12 protein-coding genes are annotated in these 12,695 nt (G+C 65.1%); 4 read left to right on the top strand and 8 right to left on the bottom strand.

The window, feature by feature from the left end; all coding sequences use genetic code 11:
• Nucleotides 1-64: 64 nt before the first annotated feature.
• From F1002_RS16330 to F1002_RS16320, 3 genes are read left to right on the top strand one after another with little or no spacing between them, the layout of a single operon-like run.
• On the top strand, nucleotides 65-352 hold the full coding sequence (locus F1002_RS16330) for a hypothetical protein (protein ID WP_150430103.1): 288 nt from the start codon (nucleotides 65-67) through the stop codon (nucleotides 350-352).
• Nucleotides 349-1,809, top strand: coding sequence for a PepSY domain-containing protein (locus tag F1002_RS16325; protein WP_150430102.1), 1,461 nt, complete (start codon nucleotides 349-351; stop codon nucleotides 1,807-1,809). Before F1002_RS16330 ends, F1002_RS16325 begins: the two co-directional genes overlap by 4 nt.
• Nucleotides 1,806-2,078, top strand: coding sequence for a DUF3325 domain-containing protein (locus F1002_RS16320; protein ID WP_150430101.1), 273 nt, complete (start codon nucleotides 1,806-1,808; stop codon nucleotides 2,076-2,078). Before F1002_RS16325 ends, F1002_RS16320 begins: the two co-directional genes overlap by 4 nt.
• A gap of 520 nt (nucleotides 2,079-2,598) precedes the next feature.
• Here F1002_RS16320 and F1002_RS16315 read toward each other — a convergent pair.
• The 3 genes from F1002_RS16315 to F1002_RS16305 all read right to left on the bottom strand — a co-directional run bounded on the left by F1002_RS16315 (nucleotide 2,599) and on the right by F1002_RS16305 (nucleotide 6,055).
• Nucleotides 2,599-3,939, bottom strand: coding sequence for an isochorismate synthase MenF (locus F1002_RS16315; RefSeq protein WP_150430100.1), 1,341 nt, complete (start codon nucleotides 3,937-3,939; stop codon nucleotides 2,599-2,601).
• Nucleotides 3,936-5,186 (bottom strand): class I adenylate-forming enzyme family protein, encoded by a 1,251-nt coding sequence (locus F1002_RS16310; RefSeq protein WP_150430099.1) that lies wholly within the window; start codon nucleotides 5,184-5,186, stop codon nucleotides 3,936-3,938. The genes F1002_RS16315 and F1002_RS16310 overlap by 4 nt, the downstream gene beginning before the upstream one ends.
• Nucleotides 5,187-5,278: 92 nt before the next feature.
• A complete protein-coding gene (locus F1002_RS16305; RefSeq protein WP_150430098.1) occupies nucleotides 5,279-6,055 on the bottom strand; it encodes a ferredoxin--NADP reductase in 777 nt (258 codons plus the stop codon).
• A gap of 100 nt (nucleotides 6,056-6,155) precedes the next feature.
• On the opposite strand from F1002_RS16305, the gene F1002_RS16300 reads away from it, so the two are divergent.
• Nucleotides 6,156-7,079 carry a LysR family transcriptional regulator gene (locus F1002_RS16300; protein WP_150430097.1) on the top strand — a complete coding sequence of 308 codons (924 nt, stop codon included), beginning with the start codon at nucleotides 6,156-6,158 and terminating at the stop codon, nucleotides 7,077-7,079.
• A 51-nt stretch (nucleotides 7,080-7,130) separates the two neighbouring features.
• Here F1002_RS16300 and F1002_RS16295 read toward each other — a convergent pair whose 3' ends face one another.
• The 5 genes from F1002_RS16295 to F1002_RS16275 form a co-directional block, all read right to left on the bottom strand.
• On the bottom strand, nucleotides 7,131-8,744 hold the full coding sequence (locus tag F1002_RS16295; RefSeq protein WP_150430096.1) for a methyl-accepting chemotaxis protein: 1,614 nt from the start codon (nucleotides 8,742-8,744) through the stop codon (nucleotides 7,131-7,133).
• A 289-nt stretch (nucleotides 8,745-9,033) separates the two neighbouring features.
• On the bottom strand, nucleotides 9,034-10,002 hold the full coding sequence (locus tag F1002_RS16290; protein ID WP_150430095.1) for a hypothetical protein: 969 nt from the start codon (nucleotides 10,000-10,002) through the stop codon (nucleotides 9,034-9,036).
• A gap of 69 nt (nucleotides 10,003-10,071) precedes the next feature.
• Nucleotides 10,072-11,421 carry an ATP-binding protein gene (locus tag F1002_RS16285; protein ID WP_150430094.1) on the bottom strand — a complete coding sequence of 450 codons (1,350 nt, stop codon included), beginning with the start codon at nucleotides 11,419-11,421 and terminating at the stop codon, nucleotides 10,072-10,074.
• Nucleotides 11,418-12,074: a response regulator transcription factor gene (locus F1002_RS16280; protein WP_150430093.1), complete on the bottom strand. Its 657-nt coding sequence runs from the start codon at nucleotides 12,072-12,074 to the stop codon at nucleotides 11,418-11,420. Before F1002_RS16280 ends, F1002_RS16285 begins: the two co-directional genes overlap by 4 nt.
• 12 nt (nucleotides 12,075-12,086) lie before the next feature.
• The gene (locus F1002_RS16275; protein WP_150430092.1) at nucleotides 12,087-12,692 is read right to left on the bottom strand and encodes a cytochrome b/b6 domain-containing protein; all 606 of its coding nucleotides are present in this window, start codon (nucleotides 12,690-12,692) and stop codon (nucleotides 12,087-12,089) included.
• Nucleotides 12,693-12,695 lie beyond the last annotated feature (3 nt).

The following is a 12,695-nucleotide window of genomic DNA, read 5'->3' as shown; positions in this document are numbered from 1 at the left end:
CTCCTCCGTGCAACCCCGCATCCCCCCGGTTTTCGGCCGGGGGATATTTTTTTCGAATGATTCCGTGAACGCTTTTCCTCCTTCTCCCAGCCGCCGCGACGGCCACGATCTGGCGCTACGCATCCTGGTCGCCGCCAGCGGCGGCTATGCCCTGTGCTGGGGTTTGTTCGTCTTTCTGTGCGCCTGGCTGCCCTATGAGAAGGTCACCGTCTGGTACTTGACCGGCCAATTGGCCCCGCTGCCTTTCGTGCTTGTCCTGCTAGCCGCTTTCGCGGCCGGCTCGGCGGGGCGGGTGGCAGCCTGGAGCTTCGGCCTGGCCGGTCTACTGGCCGGCCTCGGGAGCCTGGAATGAATGCGCTGGGCAAGGCATGGCTGGGCCTGCACGCATGGGGCGGCCTGCTCTTCTCGTGGCTGCTTGTGCCCATCTTCGTGGCCGGCAGCCTGGCCGTGTTCGAACCGGAAATCGGCCACTGGATGCAGCCGGAAGTCGACGCCCGGCCGTTGCTGCCGGAGATCGCCGCCGGCCTGGCCGAAGCGCGTCTGCGCACGGTGGGCGAGGGGGCTGCACTGTGGCGGGTACGCCTGCCGAGCGCGCGCGAACCGGCGATCGGCATCGGCTGGGGGAACAACCCGCGCCAACTGAACGAAGCGCTGCTCGCCGCCGACGGCCAGTCGCTGTCGCCGCGCGCCACCCACGGCGGGCGCTTCTTCACCGATTTCCACGCCGAGCTGTTGCTCGGCCGCAACGGCCGCTGGCTCATCGGGGCGGTGGGCATCGTCATGCTCGCCAGCATCGTCTCGGGCATCTTCATCCACCACCGCATCCTGCGCGACTTCTTCACCTTCCGGCCGCGTGCCAATCGGCGGCGCGCCTGGCTGGACATCCACAACCTGCTCGGCGTGGCGCTGCTGCCCTTCCTGCTGGTCATCACCTACAGCGGCGTCGTGGTCCTCGCCGAAGCTTTCATGCCGGCCGCCACGCAGGTGTTGTACGACGGCAAGGCCGGCGGGCCGCGGGCCGATGCGGTGCGCGCCTTCCTGCGGCCGGCGAGCGGTCAGCCGGCGTCCATGCGGCCGCTGGCCGAGCAACTGGCCGGCGCCGAGGCGGTGCTCGGCGTGGGCAAGGTCGGCTCGCTGACCGTACGCCAGTCCGGCGACCGTAACGCCACGGTGCAAGCGCACCGCAGTGTGGACGACCGCCTGGCCGCGGTGGCCGACCATGTTACTCTCGATGCCGTCGACGGCCGCCTGCTGGCCCAGCAAACCGACTGGAATCCGATGACCTACGCCTATCGCGCCCAGGTCGGCCTGCACGTCGTGCATTTCGGCGGGCCGATCATGCGCGGACTGTATTTTGTCTGCGGTCTGCTCGGTGCCGCGATGATGGCAGCTGGCAGCGTGATCTTTCTGAACAAGCGTAGGCAGCGTCACGGCGAAGACCTTTTGCAGCGCTTCCTGGAAGGCTGTGCTTGCGCTTCGGTGGGCGGCATCCTGCTTGCCTGCTTGGCTTACCTGATGAGCAATCGTCTGTTGCCGGCCATCTTGCCGTCGCGCAAGGAGTGGGAAGTTGGCGCTTTTTTCCTGGCTTGGGGACTGGCTCTGGCGCATGCGCTGTGGCGTGGCCGCCGCGCCTGGCGCACCCAGTTGCTGCTTGCCGGCGGCCTGGCACTGGCTTTACCGGGGCTCGATCTGGCGACGGCCGGGGGCGGCGATGCGCTGCGCGGCGCGGTCGATCTCGGCGCCGCATTGTGCGGCGGCTTGTTACTGTTCGCCGGCTGGCGGCTGTTCCGCATGGAGGTGGTGCGATGAATCCCTATCTATTGCCGGCCCTGCTTTGTGTTGTTGCCGGCATGGCTGCCCTGGCGCTCGGCATGGAGCGCCATCATCGTCAGGTTTTCGGGCGGGGAGCAGGGGGCGGCCGGCTCCTGCTCCTGCGCTGTAGCGGCGGGTTGTTGCTGGCGCTCGCCCTGTTACCTTGCACGCTGGGCTGGGGCGCTAGCGTGGGCATCGTACTGTGGACCGGCCTACTTTCCATCGGCGTGCTGGTCAGCGCGCTGGCACTTGCCGCCATCGACTGAAATAGCTGCTTGTCGGTCCGCCTCGGTGAGCCGGCAAGGGCCGCACAGGCAAACGGTGGCCTGCCTGCCGCTCAGCCAGGAGCGCTCAAGCTTGAGGGCGGCAAGGAGCGTGGCGAGAGGCAGGAAAGCAGCCGGGCGACGATGACAGAACGTCCACCGTAATCTGGATCTTGTTCCGGTCGAGCGCGCTCATCAAATTCATTGTCGCTTCAAAGGGCGAATATGGTGCAGGGCGTAGCCAAAACAAAGCAACTGATCGCGGATTTCGTCAAAAACCAAATTCTCCCAATAAAGCTGCTTTTTGCCTTATTCGACACTGGGGGAGTTATACACAATAAGTGTGGATAAGCCTGTGGTTTTGCTGTGGATAAGTGCCATGCGGTGGCGCATGGTAAAGACTTTTCCTGCTCTGCCTGCGCAATAGGCAAAAAGAACTACTCGCGGGCAGGAACGGTATCTGGTCACGCTATAACCGCAGGATGATCGAGGCGTTCGCGCAGGCCCGGGAGTGACCCGATGGTCAGGCGCTGCGGCTGCCTGGTGCGCAGGCCGGTTGGGCGCCCTCCAGTGCGGCCAGCAGGGTGCCCAGCTTGGCCTCGGTTTCGGCCAGTTCCTGCTCGGGATTCGAACCGGCGACGATGCCGGCGCCAGCCTGCAGGGTGGCGTGTCGGCCGTCGATGAGCGCCGAGCGCAAGGCGACGGAAAATTCGCCGTCTCCTTCCGGGGTCAGTATGCCGAAACCGCCGCTGTACCAGCCGTGGCGCTGTTCCTTATGGGCGTTGAGCCATTGCAGGGCGGCTTCGCCGGGAAAGCCGCCGACGGCGGGGGTCGGGTGCAGGGCTCGGACAAACTCGAACAGGCTGCTGGATGTCCGGGAACGGGCCTGGACAGGGCTGCGCCAGTGCCACAGGCGACCGGCCGGGTGTTCGGCGGGAAGGCCGATCTGCGGTTCTCCGTCACACAGGGGGGCCAGTGCCTCGACCACGGCGCGGACGACCAGCGACTGTTCGTGACGATTCTTGTCGTCGGCCAGCGCCGGCGATCCGGGCCAGGCGGTCCCGGCCAGCGCATCGACATGAATCTGCTGCCCGCACTTGAGGACCAGGCGTTCCGGCGTCGCGCCAAGGAAGGTCTGGTTGCCGTTGCCGTGCGCGTAGATGACGCTGTCAGGTTGCTGGGCCGTCAGGGTGCCCAGGATGGCCGAGGGGGAAAAGAGCGTGTCGCCTTCGATGTGCCGGCAGCGGCTGAGCACGACCTTGTCGATGCGGCCGGCGGCGATATTGCGCAGGGCGGCGGTGACCCGGGCCTTCCAGGCTTGTTCGACGAGTTGCTCGGGGCCGGCGGGGGCGAAAGCCGTCGTCCCCGTCGCAGCGGGATGGGTCAGCCACTGCGGCCATTCGGCCAGTGCCTCGCGGATGCGGCCGGCCGGCGCACTCAGGGTCAGTGCGCAGCGGCCGCCGACGGATTCGAGCAGGATGGCCGGAATGGCCAGCAAGGCGTTGGGAAGCGGTGCGTGGTTGTCGTCGGCAAAGGCGAAACCGGCAAAGGCCAAGGCCGGTCCGTTGCGCCGCCATTCCCGGGCCAGCCCGGCAAAGGCCGCGTCGAGCGCAGAAAAGCGGTTGCTGCCGGCGCTCGTCACGTACAGGGCATGGCCGATGCCGAGGCGATATTCACCGCGCCCCGGCCGGGCGCGATACCACCAGTTTTGGCCGGCCGGAACGTTATCCAGCCAGTCGTTGGTCATCGCCGGCAGGTCAAGGCGCAGGCTGACGGCCGCGGAAGCTGGTGCGCCGGCGGCCAGTTCGTGCATCCGGCGGGCGGTGTCGTGCGAGGCGATGGTGCGGAGCAGGGTATGGATCACGCTGCCGCCTCCTGGGCCAGGCGGCGCAGCGCGCTACGTTCCAGCTTGCCGGCGGCATTGCGCGGCAGCCGGTCGAGCTGGCGCACACGGCGCGGCACGGCTGCCGAAGGGAGGTGGCGCCGCGCATGGGCGATCAGTGCTTCGGCGGCAACGTTGCCGACGACAAGGGCGACGACGAGATCGCCCCAGACCGGATCGGGTTGCCCGGTCACGGCGACGTCGACGATGCCCGGGCAGCCGGCCAGGCAGGATTCGATTTCCTGCGGATGGATGTTGCGGCCGCCGCTGATCAGCATGTCGTCGGCCCGACCGAGCACAGTCAGGCATCCGCTATCGTCGATTTCGCCAAGGTCGCCGGTGGTCAGCCAGCCATCGGCATCGGGACCGCTAACGCCGGGTTCGAGATAGCCGGCCATGATTTGCGGTCCGCGAATCCGGATGCGCCCGTCGGCTGCAATGCGTACCGCGTGTCCGGGCATCGGCCGGCCGACCAGGCCTTCCCGCCAGGGGCCGTCGTTCGGCCCGAAGGCAGCGACTAAGGCGGCTGTTTCGCTCATGCCGTAGCTGACGTAAAGCGGCCAGCCGGCGCCCGTTGCCCGTCGATGAAGCGGCGCCGACAGGGCCGCGCCGCCGATCAGGACGGCACGCAACGTGGCGGGCGGAACGATGCCATGGTCGAGCAGGCGGGCAAGCATGGCCGGTACCAGCGAAATGTGGGTGACGGGCCGGGCGTGGAGGTCGGCGGCGATGGCCTGGACGTCAAATCCTTCGTGCAGGAGGACGGTGGCGCCGACCCGCGCACAACGCCACAGGATGCTCTGGCCGCCGATATGGTAAAGCGGCAGGCTGTTCAGCCACAGGTCGCCGGCCCGCAAGCCGAGGCAGGCGTTGGCGGCGGCAGCGGCGGCATCGAGCTGGGCGTTGCCGAGCAGCACGGCGCGCGGCCGGCCTTCGCTGCCGCTGGTCGAAACGAGCAGGGCGGTGTCGGCCGGGCAGGCAGCCAGCGAAGGCGCCGGGCGTTCCGGCGGCAGAGGGAAGAAGGCGCGCCGGCCGGCGCTGCAACGGTAGGCGTCGAGCGCCAGTTCCAGGCTGCCGCCGCTGCGGGCGAGGGGCGCGCCATCGGCTGGCGCACGTTCGATGGCGAGGTCGGCGAACGACCATTGCCGGTCGCCCGCGATCAGGGCGGGCCGATCCGGATATTCCGCGGCGGTGCGGACGATGTGGTCGCGGAGCGAAGCAGGCTTCATAAGCCGGCGATTATACGCAGCCGGCAAGCGGCGGCCGGTGAGCCAGATCAAAATTCCGCGTTGCCGCGCCAGGCGGCCGCGGATGGCACCGCCTACTGTTCGACGAAGGCGCGTTCGATCACGTAGTCGCCGGCCTCGCCGATATGCCCGGAAATCTGGAAGCCGAAGCCGTCGAGCATGGTCGAGATTTCCTTGAGCATGGCTGGGCTGCCGCAAATCATGGCGCGGTCGGTGGCCGGGTCGAGCGGCGGCTGGCCGATGTCGGCGAACAGCTTGCCGGAGTGGATCAGGTCGGTCTGCCGCCCCTCGTTGCGGAAGGCCTCGCGGGTCACCGTCGGGTAGTAGATCAGCTTGTCGCGGATGTCGTCGCCGAGGTATTCGTGGTCCTTGAGGTCTTCCTCGATGTAGTCGTGGTAGGCCAGTTCGTTGGTCCACCGTACGCCGTGGATGAGAATGACCTTTTCGAAGCGCTCGTAGGTTTCCGGATCGTGGATCAGGCTCATGAAGGGGGCAAGGCCGGTGCCGGTGGCGAACAGGAAGAGGCGCTTGCCCGGCTTGAGGTCGCGCAGGACCAGCGTGCCGGTCGGTTTTCGGCTGACGAGCAGCGAGTCGCCCGCCTTCAGGTGCTGCAGGCGCGACGTCAGCGGGCCGTCCTGCACCTTGATGCTGAAGAACTCCAGATGCTCTTCGTAGTTGGCGCTGGCCACGCTGTAGGCGCGCATCAGCGGCCGTCCATTGACTTCCAGGCCGATCATCACGAATTGGCCGTTGGTGAAGCGCAGGGCCTGGTCGCGCGTGGTGCGGAAGCTGAACAGGTTGTCGTTCCAGTGATGGACGGAAAGGACGGTTTCGGTGTTGAAGGCGCTCATGGTTCGGCAATCGCTACAAGATGGATGATCTTCTCAGTGTAGTCTTGTTATTGATTCATGTAAGCGGATAATTTGTGTATTGCTTATTTGAATAATCGATATGAAATTCAGTCTGCGCCAGATCGAAATCTTCTCGGCCATCGCCCGCGAGCAAAACGTGTCGCGGGCTGCCGGGCGCCTCTGCATGTCGCAGTCGGCGGCCAGCAATGCGCTGGTCGAATTGGAGCGGCAATTCGATTGCCCGTTGTTCGATCGCATCGGCAAGTCGCTGCACCTCAACGCCTCCGGGCGCGCCTTGTTGCCGATGGCCGAGCAATTGCTCGATCAGGCCCGGGAAATCGAGTCCTGCCTGGGGGGCGGCGTTTTGGCGCCGCTGACGGTAGGCGCGACGCTGACCATCGGCAATTATCTCGGGACGCTGGTCATTGCCGAATACATGCAGCAGCACCCCGAGGCGCCGGTCAGCCTGCAGGTGGCAAATACCCAGAGCATCGTCGAGCGCTTGTTGCGCTTCGATTGCGATATCGGCCTGATCGAGGGCGAGGTCAGTCATCCGGATCTGCTCGTCGAATCGTGGCTGGAAGACGAACTGGTGGTGTTCTGTGGGCCTGCGCATCCGTTGGCGGCGGCTGGAGCGGCGGATACGGCCACCCTGGCCGGGCAGGCCTGGATACTGCGCGAACTGGGTTCGGGTACGCGTCGCCAGTTCGACCGGGGTGTGGCGCCTCTGCTCGGGCGCTACAACTTGCGCCTGGAACTGGAGCACACCGAGGCGATCAAGCGGGCGGTCGAGTCCAATCTTGGTATCGGCTGCCTATCCCGGCTGGCGCTGCGCGAGGCGTTTCGCCGCGGCAGCCTGGTTGAAATCGCTACCCCCCAGTTGGACTTGCGCCGTCATTTCTACCGCGTGCGGCATGCGCGCCGTCACGAAAGCCGGGCGGTGCAAACCTTTTGCGCGGTGTGCGACCGCATTTGCGGTGGAGTGGGGCGTACCGCCGATCTGGTCTTGCCCTTCATCCCATGAAAAAGGCCGGGAATTGCTCCCCGGCCTTTTTGCTGTGCCTGATGCGAATGGTTATAGCCTGAACCGGGCAACCGCCGATTTCAGTTCGCCGGAAACCCCGACCAACGTATTCGCAGTGCTGGCGACCGAAGCGACCGCCGACGTGTTTTCCTCGGACATCTGGGCGATGCCTTCGACATTGCGCGACAGTTCGGTCGATGCGCTGCGCTGCTCGCGCATGGCTTCGGAAATGCCGGCAATCGCGTCGCGCACCGTTTCGGTCGCCTCGCGGATGCCGTGCATGGAACTGCTGGCCTGCTGAGCCGAGGTGACCACGCCGGCCACCAGCTTGCAGTTGGATTGCATGCTGTCGACCGTCGTCGCCACGCTGCCCTGGATGGTGCTGATCACGCTGCTGATTTCCTGGACCGACAGCGTCGTCCGTTCGGCCAGCTTGCGTACCTCGTCGGCGACCACGGCAAAGCCGCGCCCCTGCTCGCCGGCGCGGGCGGCTTCGATAGCGGCGTTGAGGGCCAGCAGGTTGGTCTGGTCGGCAACGTCGCGGATGACGGTGGTGATATTGCCGATCTGATGTACGTGTTCGGACAGCAGCTGAATCTGTCGGGCGGTCTGGTCGATGCTCTCCGCCACCTGATGAATCTGGGCGGCTGCCGTGTCGACACCCTTGCCGCTCTCGATCGCCAGGCTGCCAGCTTCGTTTGCACGCTCGCTGGCATCGACTGCACTGTCGCCGACATGGTCGATGCTGACGGTCAGTTGTTCGAGTGCGGCAGCGGAGGCGGCCGTCGAACCGGACTGGTTCTGCGTGCTGTTCGATACCTGTTGCGCGGTGGTCGACAACTCACCGGCCGAATGGGCCAGGCGGTCACTGCAGCTGGAAATGTGGCTGACCACGTCGGCCAGGTCCCGGCGCATTTTTTCCATGGCCTGGATCAGTTGCCCGGCTTCGTCGCTGCCGATCTGGCTGGGTGTGTTGCGGGCGGAAAGATCGCCGGAGGCGATGCCGGCCGCCATCCGGTTGGCTTCATTCAGGCGGGCCATCAGGGCGCTGCGAATCTGCAGGCCGAGAATGCCGACGACAACAATGGCAATCAGCGAAACAATGGCGGAGGTCCAGGTTGCCGATGTCAGGGTGGCTGCACCGTCGGCAGTGGCCTTGTCGCTGAGTGTCTTGTTGTAATGCATGTGATCCGCGAACGACTGTTGCAGCGCCTGAGCATGATGGGTTACTTCTTCAAAATGCTTCAGCGCTTCTTCGTTCCGGCCTTGTTTCGCAAGATCGAGGATAGGGGCAGTGACCTGGATATAGTTCGCCAGCCCTTTATGAACCTCGTCGAGCAGGCGGCGGTCCTCTGCATCTGAAACCAAGGGTTCATAGGCTTTCAGTTCCTTCTGGAGGTTCGTACGGGCTTCTTCGATCGATTTCAACACGTTGTCGCGTTTTTGCGGGTCGCTGGTGGTTACGAGGCGATAAACGCGGATTCGCATCTGCATGAACTCCTGGCGCGCCTCGCCGAGGATGAGTACGCTAGGCACGACGTTGATGTTTCCTTCGTTGGCCGCGTCGTAGACTTTCTTCATCTGCAGGTAACCGAATCCGGAAACCAGAATCAGAGCAATGACGGCTGTCGCCATCAACAGATACAGGCGCTTCGAAATACTCATGATGAACCCCTCGGATTTATGGTTGCGCGTATGAAGCAACGCTGCCCCCGGTTTATTATTGAATGCTCATTATAGGACCGCACAAACCGTAAATGTGTAAAAAATGTTGGCGTCTTTAGCCCGGGAGAGGGGGACGCGGACAGCGGCCGGTATCGCTATTGCGAGAGTGAAATCTTGCGGAGTTGAAGTGCGCAAGATGCTTTTCGGGTTGTCGGCACGCCGCCGGTGGGCGATAGGTTGCGTCTGTTTAATTTGTTGTTTTTAACAAATTAATTGTCGATTCCGGTACTCAGACCGGAAGCGGACCGTTGGCGACTGGTGCGCGGCCGGTCGTCAGATAGCCGCGGCAGCGTTCGATGTATTCCCGCGTGCTTTTCGGCATGGCCGTACGGGCGCGCGAGATGTAGAAAATGAGGTCGCGCCCCTGGCGGATCAGTTGCAGGCCGTCGGAAAGATTGTAGGTTTGCGGCGAGTTGTCGCCGGCTGACTCGTGATGCCAGTCGATGTCCGACAGGCGCTCGCCGGCGGTGACCATGCGCGCCCAGACGTCGAAGATTTCGCTGTCGGTGCGCAGGGTTTCGGTCTTGATCTTGGCGGCGGTCGCCAGATCGAGGAGCGGGGCCTCGATATCGGCAAATGCCGGAATGCCGCTGAAGGTCTCGATCATGGCCAGGGAAATCTTGTCGATGTCGCGCAGGACCTGGCCGATCTTGATGTAGCGGCTTTCGTAGAAGTCTTCGAGCGGAATGGAGAAGGCACGGAAGGGTTCGCCCCACAGTTCGTCGATGCCTTCCTCGCCGCTGCGGTGCAGCACGCAACGTCCCAGTTCCATGGCGTCGAGCAGGCATTTGCCGCACTCGCGCATCAGCGGGTTGTCGCTGAGGATTTCGATGCCGCAGGCCTGCAGTTCGACCAGCTTGCGGAAAATGTCGGCTGCCCGGTTGAACAACGCGCCGGCCAGCATGGCGCCCTTGACGCGCTTGCGTGCCTCGTCGGTTTCGGTCTCGTAGCTTTCGCGCGCTTCGTTGAGACGGGTGCCGGGAATGTTCAGGCCATGCTCGGTATGGTTGAAAAGGCGCCGGGTCAGGGCATCGATCAGCTTTTTCTTGGCTTCCAGCGTATCGGCGGGAACAGGGTAGGTCTTGATCCAGTAGCCGTCGTACATCACGCGTTCGCGGCCGTCGACGATCCGCCGCGTACCTTCCGGGCAATCACGCGCAGCGGTTGGCGGGGGGGTTAGCGATTGTGCAGTATTCATGGGGTGAGTGCCTGTGCATTTTGGCGGGCCGGCTTTTTTTGACCGGCCTCTATTTTTTCCATGCTGCTGTCATGGTGCGGCGCAGCGTGTGGTAAATTGTACTCCGATATTTAGGCCTTTGGTCATAGGGGCGCTATCGAGGTACAACTGCGCCCCGTGCAGTTCGGCGATGCGTGCCACGATGGCCAGCCCCAGGCCGCTTCCCGGTTGCTCGGCCTGGTTCAGCCGGTGGAAACGCTGGAGAACGGTGGCGCGTGCCTCCGGCGGGATGCCGGGACCGCTGTCGCTGACCGAGAGTGTCAGCTTGTCGGCGTCGCGCCTGATACGGACCGACACCTGGCCGCCTTCGGGCGTGTAGCGCACGGCATTGTCGACCAGGTTGCGGATCAGCACCCGCAACCACTCGCCTTGCCCGGTCAGGGTTGCCGGGCTGACCGAGTCGAAGTCGAAATCGATGTTGCGGGCCAGGATCTGCGGGCCGAGGTCGGCGCAGACGGATTCAGTCAGGGCGGCCAAATCGACCGGTTGCGGGTCGGGCAGGCCGGACTCAGGATCGAGGCGGGCGAGCAGCAGCATCTGGTCCACGAGGTGGGCGGCGCGGGTCAAACCGCTTTGCAACTGTTGCAGCGAGCGGTCGTGCTCCTCGCTGTCGCGGGCTCGCTGGGCCACCTGGAGTTGGGCCTGAAGGGCTGCCAGCGGCGTGCGCAATTCGTGTGCCGCGTCGGCCGTGAAACGGCGCTCCGCCTCGAGGGTTTGTTCGACGCGCTGAAAGAGCCCGTTCAGCGCTTCGATCAGCGGGCGGATTTCCTCCGGAGCGGCAACCGGATGAATGGCCTGGAGCTGTTGCGGATCGCGGCTGGCGATCTGGTGCGCCACGCCGTTCAGCGAGGACAGGCCCTGACGGGTGGCTAGCCAGACCCAAAGGCCGATCAGCGGCAGGCCGAAGAGGGCGGGGAAGAGCAGCCGCCAGGCGATATGGCCGATCAGTTCGTCGCGGATGTGATGGTTCTCGCTGACCTGGACCTGCAGGCTGCGGCTATCGTTCCATTGGCTGAAGTGGCGCCAGTGACCGTCGTCTCCGTGGGTCTCCGAGAAGCCGCGGGCGGTCGTCAGCGGGGTTTCCGGCGCATTGTTCGAGCGGATCAGCAAGTTGCCGTCGGAGCGCCAGATCTGGAAGCGTAACTGGCGCTGGTACTTGTGGGCAGCGACACCGAGGTCCTCGACGCCTTCGCCGCCTTCATGGCTGGCCAGCGCGAGCAGCGTCTGGGCGGCCTGCGAGAGCTGGGCGTCGAACAACTCGTCGACTTCATGGTGGGCATCGATATAACTGAACACCATGGTTGCCAGCCAGGCTGCCGAGACGCCGCCGAGCAGCAGGCCGAGCAGCCGTCGACGCAGCGAGAACCAGGCGGTGGTCATTTCGGGATGGTGTAGCCGACGCCGCGCAGCGTCCGGATCAAGTCGCTGCCGAGTTTTCTGCGCAGATGGTGGATGTGGACTTCCAGCGCGTTGCTGTCGGGCTCATCGCGCCAGCCGTAGAGCGACTGTTCGAGTTGCGTGCGGGTCAGCACGCGGCCGGCGTTTTCAAGCAGCAGCTGGAGCAGCGAGAATTCGCGGCTGGACAGCTCGACCGCCTGCCCGTTCAGAGTGACGACGTGCGCCGCCGGGTCGACGGCCAGCTCGCCATGAACCAGCAGGGGGGCGGCCCGGCCGGCCGAGCGGCGGGTCAATGCCCTGATGCGGGCCGTCAGTTCATCGAGGTCGATTGGCTTGACCAGGTAGTCGTCGGCGCCGGCATCCAGCCCGGAGACCTTGTCGCCGGTGGCGTCGCGCGCCGTCAGGATCAGGATGGGCATGGTCTGCCCCCGATGGCGGGCGCGATTCAGCACCTCCATGCCGGACAGGCGGGGCAGGCCGAGATCGAGTACGACGAAATCGAAGATTTCGGTGTGCAGCGCCTGGTCAGCGGCCTGGCCATCGCGCAGCCAGTCGACCGCGAAGCCGGCCTGGCGCAGGCCAACCATCAGGCCGTCGCCCAGTTCGGGATCGTCTTCGACAAGCAGGATACGCATGGCCGGATTCTATCAGCTAGTCAGCCACCAGCTGGCGGTGAGCAGCCAGGCCAGCAGGGTGACGGCAGCCAGCGGGCGGGCCGAGGAAATCGCCTCGCCGGGTTCTCCCGCCTTGCGGCCGGTGAGCATGGCGCGAACGAGGTTTTCGCCATGCAGCAGGCTGCCCGAGAAGACGCCGGCCAGATGCACGAGCACCACCGCCAGCATGGCGGCGGCCAGGCCCTCGTGCAGTTCCTCCAGCCAGTGGCCGCCCAGTTCGTTGTAGGTTGCCCAGCCGCTGGCGCCGGTCAGTACGCCCAGCGCGAGCAAGGCCACGATTGCCCAGCCGCCGGCCGGGTTGTGGCCGGTGTGGTGCCGGGGTTGCAGGCGGAGCAGGCTGCCGAGGTAGGCGAGGACGGCGCGCGGGCCGCGTACGAAGCTGGAAAAACGGGCGTGGCGGGTTCCGACCACACCCCATATCAGGCGAAAGGCGGCAACGGAGATGACTGCGCTGCCAGACCAGACATGCAGCAAGCGGAACGTCTCGCTTTCCGAGGTCAGCCAGGCGATGACAAAACCGCCGACCATGAGCCAGTGGCCGATGCGTACCGGCCAGTCCCAGACCAGGATCTTTTGCATGAT

This window comes from Dechloromonas sp. CZR5, from assembly GCF_008711155.1.
Taxonomy (GTDB): domain Bacteria; phylum Pseudomonadota; class Gammaproteobacteria; order Burkholderiales; family Rhodocyclaceae; genus Azonexus.
This window is presented reverse-complemented; position numbering and strand designations above follow the sequence as displayed.